The following is a 19,561-nucleotide window of genomic DNA, read 5'->3' on the forward strand; positions in this document are numbered from 1 at the left end:
GCAGCGCGGCACCTCCCAAAACGTATCGGCATACGCCGATGAACACAGGATCGAAGAAAATGAAGATTATTCCTCTTAACGAAGACACTTCGGCCTACGGCGAGATTGAATTCGCGTTCTTTCTACGCGCCGTGATGGTCGGCCGTGGCGACCGTACGATCTATGACGCGGGCATGCGGCGGGACGGCGGTGTGAAGGCACTCTATGGCGCCGTCATTGCCTGTCTCGACTACGGCATCAACGAGAAGACCGGTGTGATCTGTGCGGTTGCGCGAGCGACGCGCTGCCGGCGGTCAACGGTCGAGACGTTCCTCACGGCGCTGACCGGCTCCGACCCCGAACAGAGCCTGTTCCGCGAGGAGCAGGGCCTGCTGTGGGTGCATAATCGCCCGCTTTCGGCGCGAGCGCCTGAGTTTCTACTCGCTGCATAAAGATCGCTTTCAGTAACGGAATTGAGGGCAGGGGGCTGTTGCCGATCCAGGTACAGCCCCCTCTTCCAGATCCACTCACACCCCTTCGAACCTGCTGCCTTTGGACCCATCGGTCCTCCGATCCTGCGCCCCGACGGGGCTTCAACCAAAGCCGACTGCGATCGGCCGACAAAGGATCGACTACGTGAACTTCTTTAATCTCAATCCCCGCACCATCGCTCAGGGTGGTGCCGATTTCCGTAAGTATGCCCGCGCGATGATCTGCGGAACCTATGACGAAGCCGCCTATGACGAGGCGATGCAGCGCCGCGGTGGCATCGTTTCGCTGCCCGGGGCGATCATTGCCCTCATCGAGTTCGGTATCCGTGATCCGGAGGGCGTCACCCACGGTGCGTCGCGTATCACCCGATGCAGCCGCGACACTGTGAAAGCCTTTCTGAAGGCGTTCACCGGCTCGGAGCCAAACCGGCATCTCTTCTTCCTGTCCGGCGGTTCCCTAACGGTGCACCGTGAAACCCGCCTCTACGACCTCCCCGAAACGATCTTCGCCGCGTGACGCGGGACCGCCCCCGGACACCGTTGCCGGGGGCACCTTCGCTAGGGAAAAGCTGATGACAACAATACACTCAACAACCTCGGACGGGGCGGCTCCATCCCCAGCGCCGCAGCCCTACACCTCACCGCTCCACCGCTATTCGCTGCTCGGAAAGGGCAACGAGTTGGCAGACGACGCGGTCGCCAAAACGCCGCTGCTGGGCGACGTCTGCCTGCGCGGCGACGTGACCCTCTGGGGTGCGCCGCCGAACTCGGGAAAGACGCTATTCGCCATCGGGCTGCTGGCGGACGCCGTCATGAACAGGGCGATCGAACCCGGTCATGTCTTCTACCTCAACATGGACGACAGCATGGCGGGGGTCGCCGAGAAGGTGACGATCCTCCAGGATTACGGCGTTCACGTGCTGGCGGAAGGCTACCTCGACTTCACCGCCTCGAAGGTCCAGCGGCTGCTGGAGTCGATGATTGCGGAAGGTAAGGCCCGCGACTCCTTCGTCATCGTCGACACGCTCAAGAAGGTGGTCGACCCGATGCACAAGCAGCGGACGGTCGAGTTCATGAAGTTGGCCCGCCGTTTCGCGCTCGCCGGTGGGTCGCTCCTGCTGCTGGCGCACACCAACAAGCAGCGCGGCGGCGACGGCAAACTGGTGCTGGCAGGCGTCGCCGACCTGCAAGACGATTGCGACACCGCCTACCTGCTCGATCGCCGGGTCAGCAAAGACGTTCAGCAGGTTGTGTTCGAAAACGTCAAGCGTCGGGGCGGCGGCGCGGCCACGTCCGTCTATACCTGCTCGACCGACCCGAACATCGGATACGTGGACCGGCTCCTGTCGGTGCGCTTCGCCGGTTCCGATCCGGAGTATGACGACACGCCACCGGACTCGAAAGTTGACGACGCCAGCATCATCCAGGCCATCGAGATGACGATCCGGCATGGCACCGTGAAAAAGATGGCTGTTATCGACGTAGTACGGCGGGCAACCAAGGCCAGCCGCCGGGTCGTCAAGGACGTGCTGGACCGGCACACCGGTTCGGACCCGGGCGTCCACCTCTGGGACTACACCGTACAGGCGGCGGGCGCCAACGTGTACCGGCTGCACCCTGGCCTCGCAGACTCCGCCGCCGAGTAGCGTCGCCAGAATACCAGTTTGCCAGTTTGCCGGTGCGCGGATGCGGTGGGCGCCCGGAAAGCTGGCAAACTGGAGAACTGGTTCGCTGGGGCGCCTCATTCTCAACCTGCCTCGGCGACTCCCCACCACAAAGTACCCGATTTCGGGGCCCTGGAGCCCCGCAGGGCGCTGAGCCGGCCCTTCGCCTGCCGTCACCCCACGCGGCCGGGCGCGCTTCCCTGCGCCTCCAATCTCCAACTCACTTAAACAAAGGAACGTGCCTATGCCCAAGGCTAAGCTCGATCACGTCTTCTGCCTCACCGCCCGGTGCGCGGACGGCAAGAAGAAGACGGACTACTACGACGAGGCCGTGACCGGCTTCGTGCTCGAATGCCGATCGACCGGCGGCAAGACCTACTACCTCCGGTACCAGGATCAGGGGAACCGCCAGCAGCAGCACAAGATCGGCCGCTGGGAGGATATCACTTTCGCGCAGGCAAAGAAGGCAGCGCAGCGGCTCCGATCCGAGGTCGTGATGGGTGGCAGTCCGGCCGCCAAGAAGGCGGAGGCGAAGGCGGTGCCGCTCTATGCCGAACTCGCGGCCCAGCACATGACCGACGCCGAACTGCACCAGCGCAGCTATGCCACGACCGAAATGTACATGCGCCGGCACATCGTGACTCGCTGGGGTAGGGTGCGCCTCACGGACATCGATCCGCAGTCGGTTGCGAAGTGGCTCGCGGATAAGCGGGCGGAAGGGCTGGCGCCTGCAACGGTCGAGAAGATCCGGGTCATCTTCGGTCGCAGCTTCGAGCTGGGCCAACGCTGGGGTATTCCGGGCTGCGATCGGAACCCGGCAAAGAGTATACCCCGCAAGCCGCTCAATAACGCCCGTGAGCGGTTCCTAACGGCGGAGGAGGCTACCCGGCTGCGCGAGGCTGCATCGGCGTCCAAGAACAAGCAGCTGCGGCCGATCGTCGATCTCCTGCTCCTTACCGGCGCCCGCGTGCGCGAGCTGCTGGATGCCCGTTGGGAGCACGTTGATGTCGGACGGCGGTTGTGGCTGATCCCGACCAGCAAGACCGGCAAGCACCGGTACGTTCCACTATCGACCGCCGCTCTGGAGGTCATCAACGCGTTGCCGCGCTATGAGGGGTGCCCATGGCTGATCCCGAACCCGGCGACCCGCCAGCCGTTCACGGATATCAAACACCCGTGGCAGACGGCACGCGATGCGGCGGGGCTGCCCGGGCTGCGTATCCATGACCTGAGGCACTCGGCGGCCTCATTCATGGTCAATAGCGGCGTCGACCTGTTCGCGGTCGGCAAGGTCTTGGGCCACGCCTCCGTGCAATCGACCCAACGCTACTCGCACCTCGCCAACGACACACTACTTGCCGCTGTCGAGGCCGGCGCAGCGAAGCAGACGGCCTGCGCTACCGGGTGAAGCCGACCACACGCCTCGTGCTCGGGCGTTCGGCCAGGTCGGCTTTGCGCCCGGCCAACGTCCATCCTCCCCACACCATCATCAGAAAGGGTTGCATCATGGATGCCACTTCCAAGCCGCGCGTCTCTGCGGCAGAAATTGACCTCACCGGAATGATCTCAGCTTCGCCCGAACCCACGGGCACCGCTGCGATGTTCGGGCGCCTTCGAAAGCTTCTCAGAGCATGTGGGCCGAACCGGCATGATCAGGTACTCGTACTGATTTCGGCCTGCATAACCGAAGGGGTGGACACCCGGGGCCAGATTATCGGCACGCTTGGTCACCTCGACTTCAAGCGTGGCCATGTCGCGATGCTCCTGGCGCAGGGGACGGGCACAAACCCCGAGGTCCATCGCTGGCGGCGAGATGCCGCGGGTACCTACACGTTGCTGTCCTAACATCCGATCGTCTCAACCCCGCTTCGCGCGCTGGCTTCGGCTGGTACGCGGGGCGGGGCTGATACCCACTTTTTCTTTTTGGTCGAGGTGGCCATTAGAGGCCCGCCAGGCCCCGCTGACCGTCGCCCGGTACCTGCGCGCCTAGCAGCCAGTCGCGGCCCTCCTGCCTTGGCCCAAATCGAATCTCGTGAACCGCGCGTTCGGCAGGCCCCGTCAATCCCGCATGTGTCGCCGCAGCTCTCTCCACTCCACTTCTGATCGCGGAAGTGAGTCCGCCAGCGTCGCCGGCTCGGGTGTGGCGCTTAGGCGTGGTCCGCTTTTGCAGCACCTCTGACACCGGATGTGATGGCTGAGGGCGCCTAGCTCCGTGGGCCAGCGCCTAAGCATCAACGTGGAGCCGCGGGACGACGGAGGCGACGAGTGACGTTTGTGCGAGTGTTAGCTCGTGGCGTCGTTGCGCATCAATAATCCGGAGAGGTGAATATTCGCTGGCGACCTCCGAACCAGACTGTTCGCGCGGGAAGGCCGTGGCCCGGAAAGTCGATTAAATCCGGCCACTCCGGAACCGGACGATTAGACCGAATCCGATCGTAATTGGAAGCTCGCCACCACCGGTTGAGGACGGTGACGCTTCGGGTTGGTAGGCCACTTCTCTTCTTATCGTTGAGGGGTAGTTGCAAAAAGTAGGCATGAAGCCATTCCGCATAATCAAGCGATGCCTTCGTAACCTTCATTTTCTTCCCAGAAGGTTCAGCAGTCGCGATTTCCCCCAGCCAAATTTTTCGCTCGCGCGTCACGTGCGGAAGCGCATGGTGCCCGTCATGCATTCGGGCGTGCAGCGGGTTGCCGATGCCAACGTATTGGAGCGACGCTTTGCGCTGATACGGGCGCATTCCCACGCACATATATAAGCCGTCGGTAAAATCATCACGAGCGATGGTTCGTATTGCGCAGAGATCCCCGGAGAGAGGCCCAAACCAGTTCACTGCAATCATCAAATGTTTTCCGGCCACCATCATTCTCCATAATGAACGACAAGTACGAACACTGGCAAAAAGTGCAACGGGCTCTGGACCCGCCTGCTTGCGACTTAGAGGCGATCGAGTTCTAAACGGCGCCAGCTGGACGAGGGCTTACGGGACTGCTCAGCTGTAGCTCGCGGACACGGCTGATTGCTGCGGCAGCTGCTGTCCACGTTCCCGTGTTTGGCAGCCATAGCCCACGTGCGGAGGTGCCGCACGCTCGGGTTCCGTCCCAACAGCGGACGCATATTCAGCCGCCTCGTTTTTGGTCGAACGGTTTTCAGGTACGCACTATGAGGCGCAAGCGACGCTGCGAAAGCGGACAAATACATAAGACCTGGGGCTGAGCGGTTCAAATTTGCCTCCCTGCAGGCTGCTTGTGTGTTGCTTTCGCGTTCGTCTGGTGGCTAAAATGCACGACCGGGCTGCATAGCCTTGAGCAAAGGAAATTGTTGTGAGCTCCGCCAGTTTGATCGAGGAGTTTCGCGAAAATGTGACCTCGATCCTGCTGTCTGAAGACGATTTCATTGATTGGGGGTCAGTCAATGGCAGTGTTTCTCGTGCCGAGCAGGCCGTGTCGCATTTAGAAGCGTTCCGCTGTGATGGCCCGATTAGCGTTGAACGATTGGCTCAAACGCTGGACGAGCACCCGGATATCTATGATGTGGCGCTTAGTCTTGTTGCATTCAACACGAGTGGATCGCAAGTCTCGAAATGGGGCTTGAGCGCTGCCGTCCCGAAAAACCAGTCAGGGCGTGAGCATCTGGCACGACAACTGTTGCATATTGGGCTTGGGAAAGTATTGGCAACCTCGGCCCCGATCACCGACTTGCTCACTGTGGCGGAAGTCTATAAAGACAGCTTTAGGCGGCGGTTTCGGTCGGGCGATCGGTTTGGCACTGAGGTCAGGATCGCAGTGTCGAGGGCGATTGCGCAAGTCAATCAAACGCTTCCCACGCCCTTGCGGATCAAATCTGATGCGCTAGCTGACGTCACGTTGCGCCGCTCGCTTGACTATGTCCTCGCAGTTGAAGGGCGTCCAATTGTAGGCGTCGCAACCGTCTTCCAGAACCAGTCGGGCGGTCGTCAGCAGCGCGACCTCTCCCTTACCTACCCCGTCCTCCAGCAAAAGCTGGCGGAATATGGTATGGGGCTCGTTCTGATCGCCGACGGCCAAGGTATCGCTGAAGCATCAGATCGCACGCTCAACCTGCTATTTGAAAGCGTCCGCTTTCCAATGACGCTGCGTCAAGCAGAGAACGGCCGTCTCGCGGAAGTCTTGCTTACGTCTGCGAAGCAGCCCGCGCCTGAAACGCTCGACGCTGCGGCAGTGTCGCGGCTAATTTCTGGTGCCCTCGACGCGCGCAACTCAGTGACAGCGGCGGAGCTGCCGGTTGCAGAAGGCCCTGCGGTTCTTGCCTTAGCCCGTTTCGCAGAGGCGCATCGTGATTTGGGGCTGGCACTCGCCAGCACTGGCAGCGTGCTTAGCTGGGTTCATCCCCAACTGGTGGATGATGCCCGGCGCCTCGCCATCGCATTCGACAACCGACAGGCTGTGGGATTGCTGGCACGGGCGTTGAATACCGCAGATGAGGGAGCCACCGCAGAGGATGGAATGGTGTGGGCCTCCATAACCACCCCCGATGAACCACCTTTTACTGGGAAGATGCTTGTCGCGGCGTACGCGGCCGGTGTGACCAACGACATCCGGAAGCTCATTTGCCGTCACGCCCTTGAGTTCGCGCCTGGGTCAGCTTTTGCGGTCTTGCTGACCGAGCGAGATTTGGGAGCATCGGACATCGAGGCTCATCGTAAGCGCCAAGCGGTGTTGCCGGTTAACATTGTGATAGTGGGACCGCGACTGCTGCGTCAAATTGCACGCGCGGCCAGGCCGGTGGATGTGCTCAACAAGGCAGTGCTGGATCAATCGGACCTGAGCAAGGTTAGCCCGTTTATTCTCAGCAATGCCACGCCGACCCGAATGTTTTTCGGTCGCGATGCCGAGGCTGCAACGATAATCGGCACCGTATCAACCAACAGCGTCGCGCTATTGGGTAGTCGCCGCATTGGTAAAACTTCCTTGTTGCGCCACGTTCGCCAGGAACTTGACGACGCTAATTTCCTGCCCTTTTTTGGAGACTGCCAGACTGTCAAAACGTGGAGTGACTTCGCTGCGCTTGCCAAATCCCAATGGGGTTTTGAAGCAGAAAAGGATTTTCGTCCTCAACATCTCGGCGGTCTAATCAGCGCGATGAAAGCCGGGTCAGAGAAACCGGTCGTCATCCTATTGGACGAGATTGATCAGCTGCTCGAGTGGGACCGGTTGCATGAGGTGGACTCTGTACCCGAGGCTTTTTTCCGGGCATGTCGGTCGCTGTCGCAGGAGGGAGCGGCGCAGTTCGTCTTTTCCGGCGAGCGTACAATCGCACAACGAATTTGGGACCCCCAATCGCCGCACTGGAATTTCTGTCGTCCGTTGTCATTGGCGCAGCTGACCCGCGACGCATCGACGTTGCTGCTCATTCAGCCCCTCAAGGCGATCGGCATACGCATCGTCGACGAGACCAGCTTCGGCGCGCTTGCCTGGCGCCTGACCAGCGGTCATCCGCAGATTTCACAGTTCCTCGGGGACCGGCTTGTTCGCCGCCTCGATAGCCGACCAAACCGTCAGGATCTTGAACTAAGTGCAGATGACGTCAAGGCCGTTGCTGAGACTTACGAGTATGCGGAACACTACCTGAGCACCTATTGGGGTCAGGCTAATCCACTCGAGCGCGAAATCAGCCTGATCGTGGCGGAAGGCGGAATTCTCCCGGCAGGCCTTTTGAGGCGATTGAAGACAAGCCATCCGGAACTCGATGAGGCTAAGCTGCAAGCGGCGCTTCGAATGCTCGAACTGTATGGGATAGTTGCCTACAACGACGGCGAGATCGTGTTGCGTGCAGAGTGGTTCAACGAAGCACAATCGTATTTTGGTGGCCGAAACTCGGCGCCAGCATAGGGGGGAGTTGATGGCGCATCTTCAAGGTGCCGTGCCGCTGAAAGATCCCGACTACGTCGAACGAAAATTCGAAGTAGATCTTCAGCGCGAACTAATGGCGGATCGCTGGGTGCTGCTGCTGGGGCCACGCCAACACGGCAAGACGTCAGCGTTGATCCGCTTAAAGAGCGCCCTTGCTGACTACGGCGTGCCGACTGCGCTCGTCGATTTGCAAGCAAAGCCCGTGCATCAAACCTATTCTGCGTTCGTCACTTGGGTTAGCGACACTGTGCGCGAGCAGTTGGGGACCACTGGCCATCCTATGCCGGACGGCGAGGACGTCGGCGCTCTCATTGGGACGGCGCTGCAGCCTGGTCGCAGCCCTGTAGTCATACTCATCGACGAGGCATCGAACATCGCGGACGCTACTTGGCGGAACGTGTTTTATGGTCAGCTTCGCGCGATTTCGAGTCGGCGTGCGGAAGCCAGTCCCGCCGACTCGGCTGCTCGCCTGCGCTTCGTCTTTTCAGGTTCATTTCGCCCCGAAACGCTGATCGACGCCGCCAATTCCCCGTTCAATGTCTGTGAACGGATTGACACCGACGACCTAGCGTCGGCGCAGGTCCATCAACTTGTCAGTGACGTTTCGGGCAATGACGATGTCGCCATAGCTCAGCGCATCTTTGAGGAGGTCGGAGGGCAACCTTTTCTCGTGCAGAAGTTGGCGCTGAGAATCCAAGGGCAAGAGGACTCGTCGGCCGCGCTGGAGGCTGAGATCGCCACACTCAGAATGGGCGAATCGGATCATGTCATCGACCTGTTCAGGAAGATGCTGTCGGAGCCAGGACTGAGCGCTATCGGCGCGCGCATGGTCCGCGATGGTGCAGCACCGGTAGAGGCAGCGGATCCCGACTTTCGCTATATGCAGGTGCTTGGACTCGCTCGTCGCCAAGGGGCGAACCTGGTGTTCAGAAACGAACTGTATGCGCACGTGGCAGCGGCCAGCCCGCAATTGGGGGGCACGGCGGTAGCTCCGGCTTTGGCGCCGATGTTTCCCATAGCGATTGCAGCTTTCGGAAAGGTGCAGGATCCCGAACTACGGGAGATTGCCTGGTCGTCGCACAAGGGCGCGATCGCGTCCTATCGTGGTGGCGCCAATCGCCTCGCGCTGGCAGGATTTGGCGGATCGCTTGAGGCAATGTTGATCGATATGCTCCAGCGGCAGTCAGAAGCCGCGATTGACGCGGCCATCACGGCAAAGGAAATCAAACTAGGTGGCCGCGAAAAAAGAAGCGATCCAAGCAGCTGGAACTTAGTCAATCTTATCAAAGCGGCGCCCCACTTTGGCGGCAGCAAAGGCTTTGATCCACCACAAGCGTTGCGAAATTGGCGTAACCTCATCCATCCGTCGTTGGCGAAGTCAGATTACCGTTCCGACGAACAGTTCGAGCCGGAAGTCCGGGCAGCGGCTAGCCTTCATGAAATTCTCTTGCGAGACCTTCCCTGATGATGCGTAAGTCCCAGCATGATCCAACGGCGAGATGAAGCTTCTCGGCTGCTGGCCGACTCGCCCTCAGGAGTGCTTCAATCAAACAAAGGCCTGAAATGCGATGGAGAAATGGCGCATTGGGGCGAGCGGTTATTCAGCAGAAATCGTCCGCTCGCATGCTGTAATTGGATTGGGGCACTGCGAGCGGCATTAAGGTCGAACGGGTAAGCGAGGGAGCGTGGTTCGCGCTTTGGAGCGGCCGAAGACGTCAGGGGCACCTGAATTGCGGCTTGCAGGTATAGCGCAGGTGGAGATCGGCGCTTTTTCCAAGCTAAAGCGCGTTAGCTAGGAAGCGGCCCCCACACGATTTTGAGCGTGTTTGGGAGGTGTGTGGGTCGGACGCAACTTGTGGACTTAGAGGGCGACTAAGTCGCTGGTAACTATCGGCTTTGCATGCTGCTGAAGTAGCCTTCGTAATGCGGGGGTCACAGGTTCGAGTCCTGTAAGCGGCACCATCCTCCTAGAGGCACTTCCAGCAGGATACCGGCGGCGACTAAGGCGAAAGCGTCTTGGTCTGGGTGACCCGCGTGGGTCCTGCCTGGGACGCTTTCGGTAAGGGGGGGGCGCTCAACCTACGCTCCTTCCATTAAGCCTGGATCTCTGCTCCCCTTCCGAGAACCGTGGTTGATCGTTGAAAGCGAGAACGGCTCAAATTGGGCCTGAAGCGGACTGCCCGGTTTCGGGTGTCGGACACAAAAAAGCTGCCGTCTCCGGCCGAACATCGTTCACCGCTGCTTCCGACCCATGCGCCGTCATTCAAAGGGCGCTGCCCGTTTCCTGCAAGCGGTCGTTCGTTCACCCGTGTCAGAATCGGATATCTGCAACACCACCTATCGGCCTGGCCACGATCTCAGTCCGTCAGCAGGCCGACCGATCGTCAGTTGGCAAAGGAAGCAACAACCGCTTGCAGGTAACGAGCAGCGTCTTTGGGCGAGAGGTGTAGCTGAACACCTCTCTGACCACCGTTGATGTAGACACGCTCATGAGCGAGCGCGCACTCCTCGATCGCTACCGGGCACCGCCGCTTTTGTCCGAATGGGCTGATCCCTCCTACGACGTAGCCAGTGATCCTCTCCGCCTCGGCCGGCGCGAGCATCGACGCGGACTTACCGCCAAAAGCGGCCGCCAGACGCTTCATTGAGACTTCCTGATTCGACGGGACGATCGCGCATATCGGCCGGCCATCGATGGTCGCCATCAACGTCTTGAGCACCTTAGCGGGATCCTCGCCAAGCGCTTCCGCGGCCTGAAGCCCGATCTGCCCGCCGTCGGGATCATAGTCGTAAGTGCGAACCGTGAACGACACGCCCGCCTGTTGAAGCACTTTGGTAGCTCGCGTGGCTTTCGACATCGGTTATAGATCTCCCTGGCGGCGGTCACAGCGTCGGTCCCTGTGCGATCACGAGGATCGTAGCCCTCTGCCTCCTTCCTTAAGCAGGCGGGGACGCATCGAGGATCGGCCAGTGAGCAGTTCATTGCACCCACCGGCGTCATGCGGTCACAAGAACAGCCCTATGCAAGCCTGGCTTGGGCGAGAATGCGCGGCAGGTTGGGCTGGCCGGAATGAGCAGTAAGCCCACCATCCACAGCAACATTGGCACCGGTCATGAAGCTGGCGTCGTCCGAAGCGAGGAAAGCGATCACGCCGGCAATCTCCTCCGGTTCGGCAAAGCGTCCCATCGGCACACGTTCCTGCCAGGCTTCCACCGCACCCGGGATCCCCTCGATCGACTTCATGATCGCGGTGCCGACCGGGCCGGGACAGACCGCATTGACGCGGATCCCGTCAGCGGCATGGTCCACGGCCGCTGCCCGCGTGAAGTTGACCACGGCACCCTTCGCCGCGTTGTAGGCGGCAAAGCCATAATCCCCCGCGAGGCCCGAGGCCGAAGCCGTGTTGACGATCACGCCATGCCCCTGGGCCCGCATGATCGGTAGCGCCGCCCTGCAGCCATAGAAGACCCCGTTAAGATCGACATCGATGACGCGCTGCCACTCCTCGATGACGATGTCGGCCGTCGTCGCAAGGCTGCCGATCCCGGCATTGTTGACGAGAATATCCAGTCCGCCGAATGTGGCATGCACGTCCTGGATCAGTCCTTCGACCTGAGCCCAGTCAGCGACATCGACACAGCGGTAGTGAGCGCGTCCGGCGCCCAACTCCGCGGCGAAGTTCGTGCCACGCTCCTCGCTGCGGTCGGCGATCACGACAATCGCGCCTAGCTGGTGAAACCTGCGCGCCGTTGCCGCGCCGATCCCCGATCCTCCGCCGGTGATCACCACCACTTTGTCACGAAACCTCATGGTATGTCCTTTCGTAGCCGGGCGCTTGCACCCGCCCATTGATGGGGTGGGAATGCGCGGGCGGCGATGCGCCCGCGCGCACAAGATCAGGCGGCCTGAGCCGGATCGATCGACACGTAGACCTTGATCTCCTGGAACTGCTCGATGGCGCGCGGACCGCACAGCACGCCGAGACCGCTCTGCTTCAGGCCGCTTTCTTCCATGTGCTCGGTGACGACGCCCCAGCAGTTCATCCAGATCGTGCCGGCCTCAATGGAACGAGCCACGCGGCGAGCGCGGTGGGCGTCTGCGGTGAAGATCGAAGCCGCCAGTCCGAACTCGGTCGCGTTGGCGCGGTGGAGGGCATCCGCCTCGTCGTCGAACAGCTCGAACGTCTGCACGGGACCGAACAGTTCGTTCTGGATCAGGAAGGCGTCGAGCGGCTCGACCTCGATCAGCGTCGGCCGGTAGAAGGCGCCGCGCGCGAGCGGCCCTTCGGTCACGGCACCGCCACGGACCAGCACCGTGCCCTCACCCTTGTGGCGCTCGACCAGCGCGTCGATGCGTATGACGCTGGCCTTGTCGATCAGCGGCCCGAGTTCGGCCTCCCGATCTTCGCTCTCGCCGAGGCGCACCTTCTGATAGGCCTCGATCAGCGCGGCACGCAGCCTGTCGGCGATGCCGCGTTGCGCAAGCACGCGCGCGCCGGTGCAGCAGAACTGTCCGTTCATCGCGACCAGCGCGGTGACGATCTGAGGCACGACCACGCTCAGGTCCGCGTCGTCGAACACAATCAGCGGGGTCTTGCCGCCCAGTTCCAGATTAAGCCGCTTGAGCGACTTGCCGCCGTTCTGCGCGATGAGACGACCGACATGCGTGCTGCCCGTGTAGCTGATGGCGTTCACCAGCGGAGACTCCACCAGCATGGCCGATGCGATGCTGCCGCTTTCGGTGATCACGTTGAGAACGCCGGGGGGGAGCAGCTTGGTCGCCGCCACCGCTTCGGCCAGCAGAGCCGCCGTGAGCGCCGTCTGGTGCGGCATCTTGAGCACGACCGTGCAACCGGCGGCAAGCGCGGGCCCGACGGCACGGATCGACAGCATGATCGGAGAATTCCAGGGCGTGATCACGCCGACCACGCCCATGGGCTCAGGATCGGACTGGAAGTACATGCCCGGTGCCGTCTCCAGCGAGCGGCCGCCGGTCTGAAGCAAGGCGGTTGCAGCGGAGTAGCGGATCCATTCGATCGCACCCTGCACTTCCCAACCGGTCTGGCCGAGCAGCTTGCCGCCTTCGCGGCTCAGCATGAGGGCAAGTTCGGATTGGCGTTCTGCGAGGCGATCGGCCAGTTCGAACAGCGCGCGCGAGCGCTGGTTGCGGTCGCGAGACCAGCCGGTGGTGTCGAACGCCGTACTGGCGGTCTCGATCGCCTCCCGTGCCTGGTCGGCGCCGATGTCGATGTAGCTGCCGAGCACCTTACCCGTCGACGGGCTGATCGACTGGCCGACGGTGCCACCGTCGTTCCAGCGCCCATTGATCCAGTTCGGCCGCGGGGCAGCTTCGATCGTGGAATGCTGTGTCATCGCTTCGTCCTTCGTGAACCGCCATTGTTCGGAGCGAGGCTAAGCCGGGCGGATCACGGCGTTGCTCGGGCGCCTGAAGACGGAAGAGGGCGAGAGCCTGCTTGCCGGTTCGTCAACGTCAAAACATAAGTGAGGGCTCGCTCATATAATGTCAACAGCAGGTTCGTAAGCGCCGCGATCGGTCGGTCAGGCGTTCAGATGAAGCGCGTCGGCGAGTTGAGCGTAGTAGCGTGCAAGGAGGCGTTCGCCGTCATCGGGTGAGAAGACGTAGAGGCGCATGACACCCTCGAATACGAGCGCCAGTCGTTCCCCGACGAGGCCCGGATCAATGTTTCGAGATATCCGCCCGTCCTGCTGCGCTGCGCGAATGTTTCCATTGAGGAATGCGAACAGCTGGACCTCTGAACGGCGGAGCAAATCAGCCACCTCCGAGTTCCGGGCGCCCTCGCTGGCGATCTCGGCCCGCAGGACAGCTACCTCGTGTCCCTCCTTGGTAAGGAAGATGTCGCCCAACGCTTCTTTGATGGCCCGAGGGCTGAGATCGGTAGCCCAGAACCGCACGATCATGTTGGCGTGCCGTTTTAAGTCGAGGTCAATCAGCGCCGTGATCAACGCCTCCTTGGTGGGATAGTACTGGTAAAGATTGGCGACGCTAACCCCTGCGGCGGCGCTGATCTGCGCCGTTGATGAGGCGTGAAACCCTCGTTCGACAAAGCATCGCCGAGCCCCATCGAGAACCTGAGCCATACGCTCTTGCCGGGCTTGTTCGTTAACGGGACGCCCGCGCAGCGGCTGATTGGCTGATTGGACAGGCTTGCTCATCATCTATCTATATCATAAGTGAGCGCTCGCTCAATTATTTTCACTACAGCCGATCGTCTGCAGAGCTTTAGGACGTCGTTTCGACGATCACGAGCCGCTGTGCGTCCCATCTCGTAAGGAATTTGGTTTTGGAACAGACGAAGCCCGGACGGTCTGGCAGTCCGTTTCTGCTGGCTGTCTGCCTCGTAGCCGCTGGCTTCGTCGCCCTCAGCATCCATGTCGGGGCTTTGTTGCTGGGCGACCCGTACCCCGTCTCGACTCCACCCCAGTGGGCGCGCTGGCTGAACGGGTCCAGCATGTTCATGGCGCTGTTGACCGTGCTGAATCTGGCCCGGCCGAAGCTTAAACGCTACGGAACCTCAGTTCAGATCGCCATGCTGTTCGGCATCGTATCAGCGATCGGCGAAACATTGCGTGGCACCATCATGAACGGCTTTGCGAGCAAGGCGTGGGCATTCGCATTCTTGGGATTGCCGGAGCAGCTGGTGCGCAATGCACTTATTACGCTGCTATGTGTGCTTGCTGCTGGTTGCGCGCGATCCCGTATCTCGGTGATCATCGCTGGTTTGCTGCTAGGCGCGCTCTATTCGGCAACAGCGCCGATGATTTTTGCTCCTTTTGCCGATCTAAAGACGCATTTCTCTTATATGGATCGCCCGGAGGTTTATTCCTTCCCCTATCCGCTGTCGTTCCAGATACCGGCCTACCTGATGTTCCTGGAGCCGGTGATCGGGGCGGCTGCTCTCGCCAGCCTGATCTGGGACAAGTTACCAGGAGCGGTGTTGGTTCGCGCGCTAACTCTAGGGCTGCTCGTCGCACTCGTAAAAGGCGTGGTGATCATGACACTGCTGTTCAGCTTCTTCATGGAGGTGACACCCGCCGCCGGCATGCTGAGCTTTGCTCAGTTCCTGTTCGAGTTCCTCACCCTCGGCTTTTTCACGGGGCTCGCCTGGTATCGGTTCGGCCCTTCGACGCGGATTACACGCTAGCTCTCCAGGGCCAGACAGGTCGCTATGATGGGCACCGTCCTGAACGCGCTGTGGCGCTCCAGGTAATCAGGTGCGGCGTGAATCCGGCTGGACAGCGTGGTGAGGAAAGCCGGAGCGAGGGTGAACGGCAGCTACTCGCTTCGGCCCACCCGGTAGCTGCCCGTCGGCAGAGTCCCCAATGTTCGCCGTCCAGGACGCCGTGATTGGCGAGATGAACAAACGGCGGCTTCCGGGATCGACGGCGGATCGATCGAATGACCGAGATTGGGGCGCATTTTTGCCCGGCAGCTCTATCCAGAAACGGCCCGGCGGCTTCTGGGCCGCTTGGAGACAGGCGGCTTTCGGCGCATTTTCGTGGAAAGCTGCCATTCCTCGCCTTCCAAGCGTCAGAAAGCCCGAGTTTGCTTTATTCAGGCTGTGCGTCCCCCGCTGATACACATTCCTGTGGAGAAGGGGGTGTACGTCCGTTGAAACGTTCCCGGTATGATCTACACTGCTCTGAAATAAAGGTTCAGGGCAAGGGATCGTCGGTTGAGTATCGCGGACACCTTCAAGCAGTTTCTCGCCAATCTTGTCGTTGACAACGCCGCGACAATCACGTCCCGGTACGAAGAGATAACCTGCGCTCTCAACAAGAAATTTCGTGATACGGAATCGAAAACGGACAATTCACTTCAAGTGGGTTCGTACGGTCGCTGGACGGCTATCAAGGGGATTTCCGATCTCGACATGCTTTACATCGTGCCGAAGGGTCAGTGGGCAACCTACAATAAAGAGGGCGGGCAATCGAAGCTCCTCTCAGATACCGCCGCCGCGATACGTGCCCGATACCCGAACACCGACGTGCGCGTAGATCGCCTCGTCGTCGCCGCAGTCTATTCTAAGTTTCGTGTCGAAGCGCAGCCGGTCTTTGAGCAAGACGACGGTAGCTTCAAATACCCCGACACCTACAATGGCGGAAGCTGGAAGATCACTAAGCCGCGTGAAGAGATTCAGGCGATGAAGGAGTTTGACAACCAGAAAAATAAGAACCTTCGTCGGCTCTGCAAAATGGCAGGGGCATGGAAAAACAAGCACGGCGTGGGTATCGGCGGGCTGCTCATCGACACACTCGCGCACAACTTTTTGAAGTCAACTACTGAGTATGACGACAAGAGTTATCTGTATTACGACTTTATGAGTCGTGACTTTTTCGCATACCTGAAAGAGCTTCCCAAGCAGGACTATTTTGCCGCACTCGGTAGCGGGCAGCGGGTCAAGGTAAAGAAGAATTTCCAGCGGAAGGCCAAGAAGGCTTACGAGCTGTGCCTCAAGGCGATCGACGCTGAGGGCAAGGACGACCAGAACGACAAATGGCGGAAGGTGTACGGGCGCCTGTTCCCGGCTGCCGAAAAGCTGGTGAAGGCCGAGGCTGCGTCCGGTCGCACCGTTCGCATGACGGAGGAATTTGCCGAGGACGTGTTCAGCGGCATCGACATCAGGAACAACATCACCATTGACTGCAATGTCGAGCAAGCGGGGTTCAGGAGCGCTTCCCTCCGCGAGATCCTCAAGGAGCGGAAGCTGCTCAAGCCCCGCAAATCTCTCAAGTTTTCCGTTATCAGCACTGACATCGGCGGCCCCTACGGCCTGTTCTGGAAGGTGCTGAACCGCGGACAGGAGGCCGTGAATCGCGACTGCATCCGTGGTCAGATCGTCGCCGATGACGGACATAAGCGCAGAACCGAGACGACTACCTTTAGGGGCGATCACGTGGTTGAGTGCTACGCCGTGGTCGACGGCGTGGTGGTAGCGACCGACCGCATTCACGTGCCGATCGATTCCAACCAAGAGGGCGACGATGGATAAGGCCGGCTTGCTCAAGACGATTGCCGAGACCGGCTATAATGTGGGCTTCGGCGCGAAGAAGACATTCGCGACGTTCGACATGGTGGAGAAGATGCCCGGTTGGATCGGCTTCGCCTCGTTCGCTATTGGCGTATACGCGCTGTACGTAGATGCGCTCGCCACTAAGTTTCCATCGGCCACCCTGATCATTGCAGGTGTCGGCGCTTTGTATTTCTCGCTCTACCGCACCTCGGAATACCAGACTGCAGGCAAGGAGATGATCCAGCTATTCAACCGGCTGCGCGATCTTTACCGGGAAGTCGAGAGTGGAGCGGACTTAACGACCTCGCGTGCTAAGCTGTCGCAGATTGAGAGCGAATTTTATTCGATTACGGTCAGTAAGCAGGTTTTTCTGAGTGACTGGTACGCGCACTACAAGTTCTTCGCGCAGACCCAGATCGACTGGATGAACGAGCAAATCAAGTTTCGGGTGTGGCGGGACATGATCCCGCTCTCGGCAAAGACCGTTATCGTTCTGCTGGTGCTCGCGGGTGTCGGATACACTGTCGGTAGCCTCGTCGCTGGGCACCTTCTTTGGATTAAGTGCTGAATTTAGGTGCACTTGTATTCCGAGGAAACCATTAGCGAAGTCAGTAGCGCCTCTCGTCTGGATAGTGATTATTTCGGCTTTCGTTTGCAGAGGCATTATAAAACACTGACGCCGTAACGCTAATCCGTTGGGGAAGCATCTCGAGGATTGAGGTTTCTACGGAAAAGGACAGCTTTTCCTAAACGCTCAATCAAATCTGCGAATTCCGACACGTTCGCCGACGTGATGATCAACCTTTGGCCTACAGCATATGTTTGGTCGCCGCTCTTCGCTACATAATCCGCGTCTACAATGCCCTGCTGGTGCGCGAGCAGATGTCGCTGCTGATAGTAGATGTGCAGCCTCTTGAGGGCGACGGCATCAAGCATTTCCGCGTAAGTGGCCCCCGTCGAGGTAGCCCAGAGGTGAGATCCAGCTTCTAGGTTCTGGAACACGTTGCGCCGGGCTGGCGCGCCGGTCCGCTCTTCGTACAGCTGTTCCGACAAGCGCTGGAACGAGGTCACCGTGTCCTGGACTGCTTTCTCAAGCAGTGCGCGGGTTATCACCTCCGCTTCGTCGGCATCGAGTGTCGCCTTGAGTGTGGCGCCGAGCCCTGCCGCTATTCGTATGGACTTTATAGCCTGTGCGAAGGTGTGGCTGGCGGAGTTCTTCCCGCAAGTAGGGCAGAAGTATGCGGCCCCGACGAACGAGTACCGGCAACCGCAAGCTTCGCACGCCGTCCGGAGCCTCATTGGCTCTGCGGCAGCGATGGGCACAAGCACCGCATCACGGCCTCCTTCTGCCTTGAGCGTGATGCTGATAAAGGCACCAGGCTTCCGTCTCCGGTTAGATGCCGCCGCATCGGCCCGAGTTGCGCGGTTGATCCTATTAACCAGTGAACCAATCGCGTACTCCCTGGCCGCCTCAACCTGCTGAGTGGTAAACCAGGACTTAGCGGGAGCGGCGTGCCGGCAACTCGGGCAAAAGACTTCCTCATCACGAACAATAGCCTTCCAGTCGTCGCCGTGGATCTTGAACTGGAAGAGGCATGTCGGCGATGGGCACTCCTTATCCGCATAGCCGTCGGAGTCGCTTTCCAACGGAACCGAAACCTGCGTTGTGCCGGATAGCCGCTCAATCTCGCGCAGAAGGTTCTCGAACATAGATCCTCCAGGCTACTAATTTGGACCGATTCATATCATGAACGCAGCGCCTCTATTAGCACTTGAATGGGCCGGTCTTCTAGGCTGCGCCGTGGCTGATTTGAGCGCGCGTAAGTACCCTGACGTTTGATAGCCGTGAGCTTAGCTGCTTCAGTAGCTTTCTTGATCGATAGCGTCCATGAAGCCGCGAGCAGCATCAAGGTTGCGTTCATCCTTGAGTGCCACGTCTACGATTGGCGCCGCTCTGAGCATGTATGGCGGCTATCACAGAGTGAAGTGCCTGCCATTATCCTCCAGCTGGAGACGCTCTACTGGGTTACAACACTGCTCCGAGGCGCCGGTGCAAGGTTCTCCGTGCCGAAGATGCGAGCGAGCGGTGGGTCAAACTCCATGTCTGATCCTGGCTGACGTTACCTGTGCGACCTAATGAGCCAGCTAAGTAACTGAAACGCGGCAGATAAGGTATCATATATGAAGGCGAGAAGGAACTGAGTCGCGGGCCTCAAAGGGCTATTGCGATCCGGCTAGGAGCCTTCCATGATTGCCGCGCCTCCCGTGAAAGCCGGGGGGCGGGGCGTAGGAACCTCAAACCCGTAGGAACTCGGTCGCGAACGCTTGTTCGAGGCCGGGTGGCATGCGCGTATGTCCAGTCGGCTTCGGCCGATAAAGGCGCATGCGCCTGTGCCTACGGTCAGGTTCCTAACATCCGGCTTCGGCCGCCGTCCCCGAGAGGTACATAGGGGCGGCACGAGGTTGAGCCGAAGGTCGCCCCGCA

General features: G+C 60.2%; 16 protein-coding genes. 10 read left to right on the forward strand and 6 right to left on the reverse strand.

The window, feature by feature from the left end:
• Positions 1 to 59 precede the first annotated feature (59 nt).
• The 5 genes from EO081_RS01650 to EO081_RS01670 all read left to right on the forward strand — a co-directional run bounded on the left by EO081_RS01650 (position 60) and on the right by EO081_RS01670 (position 3,979).
• Positions 60 to 431: a hypothetical protein gene (locus EO081_RS01650; RefSeq protein WP_129340211.1), complete on the forward strand. Its 372-nt coding sequence runs from the start codon at positions 60 to 62 to the stop codon at positions 429 to 431.
• A gap of 184 nt (positions 432 to 615) precedes the next feature.
• Positions 616 to 987, forward strand: coding sequence for a hypothetical protein (locus tag EO081_RS01655; protein ID WP_129340212.1), 372 nt, complete (start codon positions 616 to 618; stop codon positions 985 to 987).
• A 55-nt stretch (positions 988 to 1,042) separates the two neighbouring features.
• Entirely contained in the window at positions 1,043 to 2,116 is a 1,074-nt protein-coding gene (locus EO081_RS01660) for an AAA family ATPase (RefSeq protein ID WP_129340213.1), read from the forward strand.
• Between the two features lie 262 nt (positions 2,117 to 2,378).
• Entirely contained in the window at positions 2,379 to 3,542 is a 1,164-nt protein-coding gene (locus EO081_RS01665) for a site-specific integrase (RefSeq protein WP_129340214.1), read from the forward strand.
• A 98-nt stretch (positions 3,543 to 3,640) separates the two neighbouring features.
• On the forward strand, positions 3,641 to 3,979 hold the full coding sequence (locus tag EO081_RS01670; protein WP_129340215.1) for a hypothetical protein: 339 nt from the start codon (positions 3,641 to 3,643) through the stop codon (positions 3,977 to 3,979).
• A 461-nt stretch (positions 3,980 to 4,440) separates the two neighbouring features.
• Here EO081_RS01670 and EO081_RS01675 read toward each other — a convergent pair whose 3' ends face one another.
• Complete coding sequence (locus tag EO081_RS01675) at positions 4,441 to 4,998, reverse strand: hypothetical protein (RefSeq protein WP_129340216.1); 558 nt, start codon at positions 4,996 to 4,998, stop codon at positions 4,441 to 4,443.
• A gap of 472 nt (positions 4,999 to 5,470) precedes the next feature.
• On the opposite strand from EO081_RS01675, the gene EO081_RS01680 reads away from it, so the two are divergent.
• Both EO081_RS01680 and EO081_RS01685 read left to right on the forward strand, forming a co-directional pair.
• A complete protein-coding gene (locus tag EO081_RS01680; RefSeq protein ID WP_129340217.1) occupies positions 5,471 to 8,002 on the forward strand; it encodes an AAA family ATPase in 2,532 nt (843 codons plus the stop codon).
• A 10-nt stretch (positions 8,003 to 8,012) separates the two neighbouring features.
• The gene (locus EO081_RS01685) at positions 8,013 to 9,488 is read left to right on the forward strand and encodes an AAA-like domain-containing protein (RefSeq protein WP_129340218.1); all 1,476 of its coding nucleotides are present in this window, start codon (positions 8,013 to 8,015) and stop codon (positions 9,486 to 9,488) included.
• A 919-nt stretch (positions 9,489 to 10,407) separates the two neighbouring features.
• Here the strand turns inward: EO081_RS01685 and ybaK are convergent.
• From ybaK to EO081_RS01705, 4 genes are all read right to left on the reverse strand, one after another.
• A complete protein-coding gene (gene ybaK / locus EO081_RS01690) occupies positions 10,408 to 10,881 on the reverse strand; it encodes a Cys-tRNA(Pro) deacylase (RefSeq protein WP_129340219.1) in 474 nt (157 codons plus the stop codon).
• A 161-nt stretch (positions 10,882 to 11,042) separates the two neighbouring features.
• Positions 11,043 to 11,834 carry a meso-2,3-butanediol dehydrogenase gene (gene budC, locus EO081_RS01695; RefSeq protein WP_129340220.1) on the reverse strand — a complete coding sequence of 264 codons (792 nt, stop codon included), beginning with the start codon at positions 11,832 to 11,834 and terminating at the stop codon, positions 11,043 to 11,045.
• Positions 11,835 to 11,920: 86 nt separating this feature from the next.
• A complete protein-coding gene (locus EO081_RS01700; RefSeq protein ID WP_129340221.1) occupies positions 11,921 to 13,396 on the reverse strand; it encodes an aldehyde dehydrogenase family protein in 1,476 nt (491 codons plus the stop codon).
• 186 nt (positions 13,397 to 13,582) lie between these two features.
• Complete coding sequence (locus EO081_RS01705; RefSeq protein WP_165284438.1) at positions 13,583 to 14,218, reverse strand: TetR/AcrR family transcriptional regulator; 636 nt, start codon at positions 14,216 to 14,218, stop codon at positions 13,583 to 13,585.
• Positions 14,219 to 14,346: 128 nt separating this feature from the next.
• On the opposite strand from EO081_RS01705, the gene EO081_RS01710 reads away from it, so the two are divergent.
• The 3 genes from EO081_RS01710 to EO081_RS01720 all read left to right on the forward strand — a co-directional run bounded on the left by EO081_RS01710 (position 14,347) and on the right by EO081_RS01720 (position 17,644).
• Positions 14,347 to 15,207 (forward strand): hypothetical protein, encoded by an 861-nt coding sequence (locus EO081_RS01710; RefSeq protein WP_129340223.1) that lies wholly within the window; start codon positions 14,347 to 14,349, stop codon positions 15,205 to 15,207.
• Between the two features lie 531 nt (positions 15,208 to 15,738).
• The gene (locus tag EO081_RS01715; protein ID WP_129340224.1) at positions 15,739 to 17,055 is read left to right on the forward strand and encodes an SMODS domain-containing nucleotidyltransferase; all 1,317 of its coding nucleotides are present in this window, start codon (positions 15,739 to 15,741) and stop codon (positions 17,053 to 17,055) included.
• Positions 17,048 to 17,644: an SLATT domain-containing protein gene (locus EO081_RS01720; protein ID WP_129340225.1), complete on the forward strand. Its 597-nt coding sequence runs from the start codon at positions 17,048 to 17,050 to the stop codon at positions 17,642 to 17,644. The genes EO081_RS01715 and EO081_RS01720 overlap by 8 nt, the downstream gene beginning before the upstream one ends.
• 119 nt (positions 17,645 to 17,763) lie before the next feature.
• Here the strand turns inward: EO081_RS01720 and EO081_RS01725 are convergent, their stop codons facing one another.
• Positions 17,764 to 18,786 (reverse strand): hypothetical protein, encoded by a 1,023-nt coding sequence (locus EO081_RS01725; protein WP_129340226.1) that lies wholly within the window; start codon positions 18,784 to 18,786, stop codon positions 17,764 to 17,766.
• Positions 18,787 to 19,561: the final 775 nt, after the last annotated feature.

The organism is Sphingomonas desiccabilis (genome assembly GCF_004135605.1).
Classification (GTDB): domain Bacteria; phylum Pseudomonadota; class Alphaproteobacteria; order Sphingomonadales; family Sphingomonadaceae; genus Sphingomonas; species Sphingomonas desiccabilis.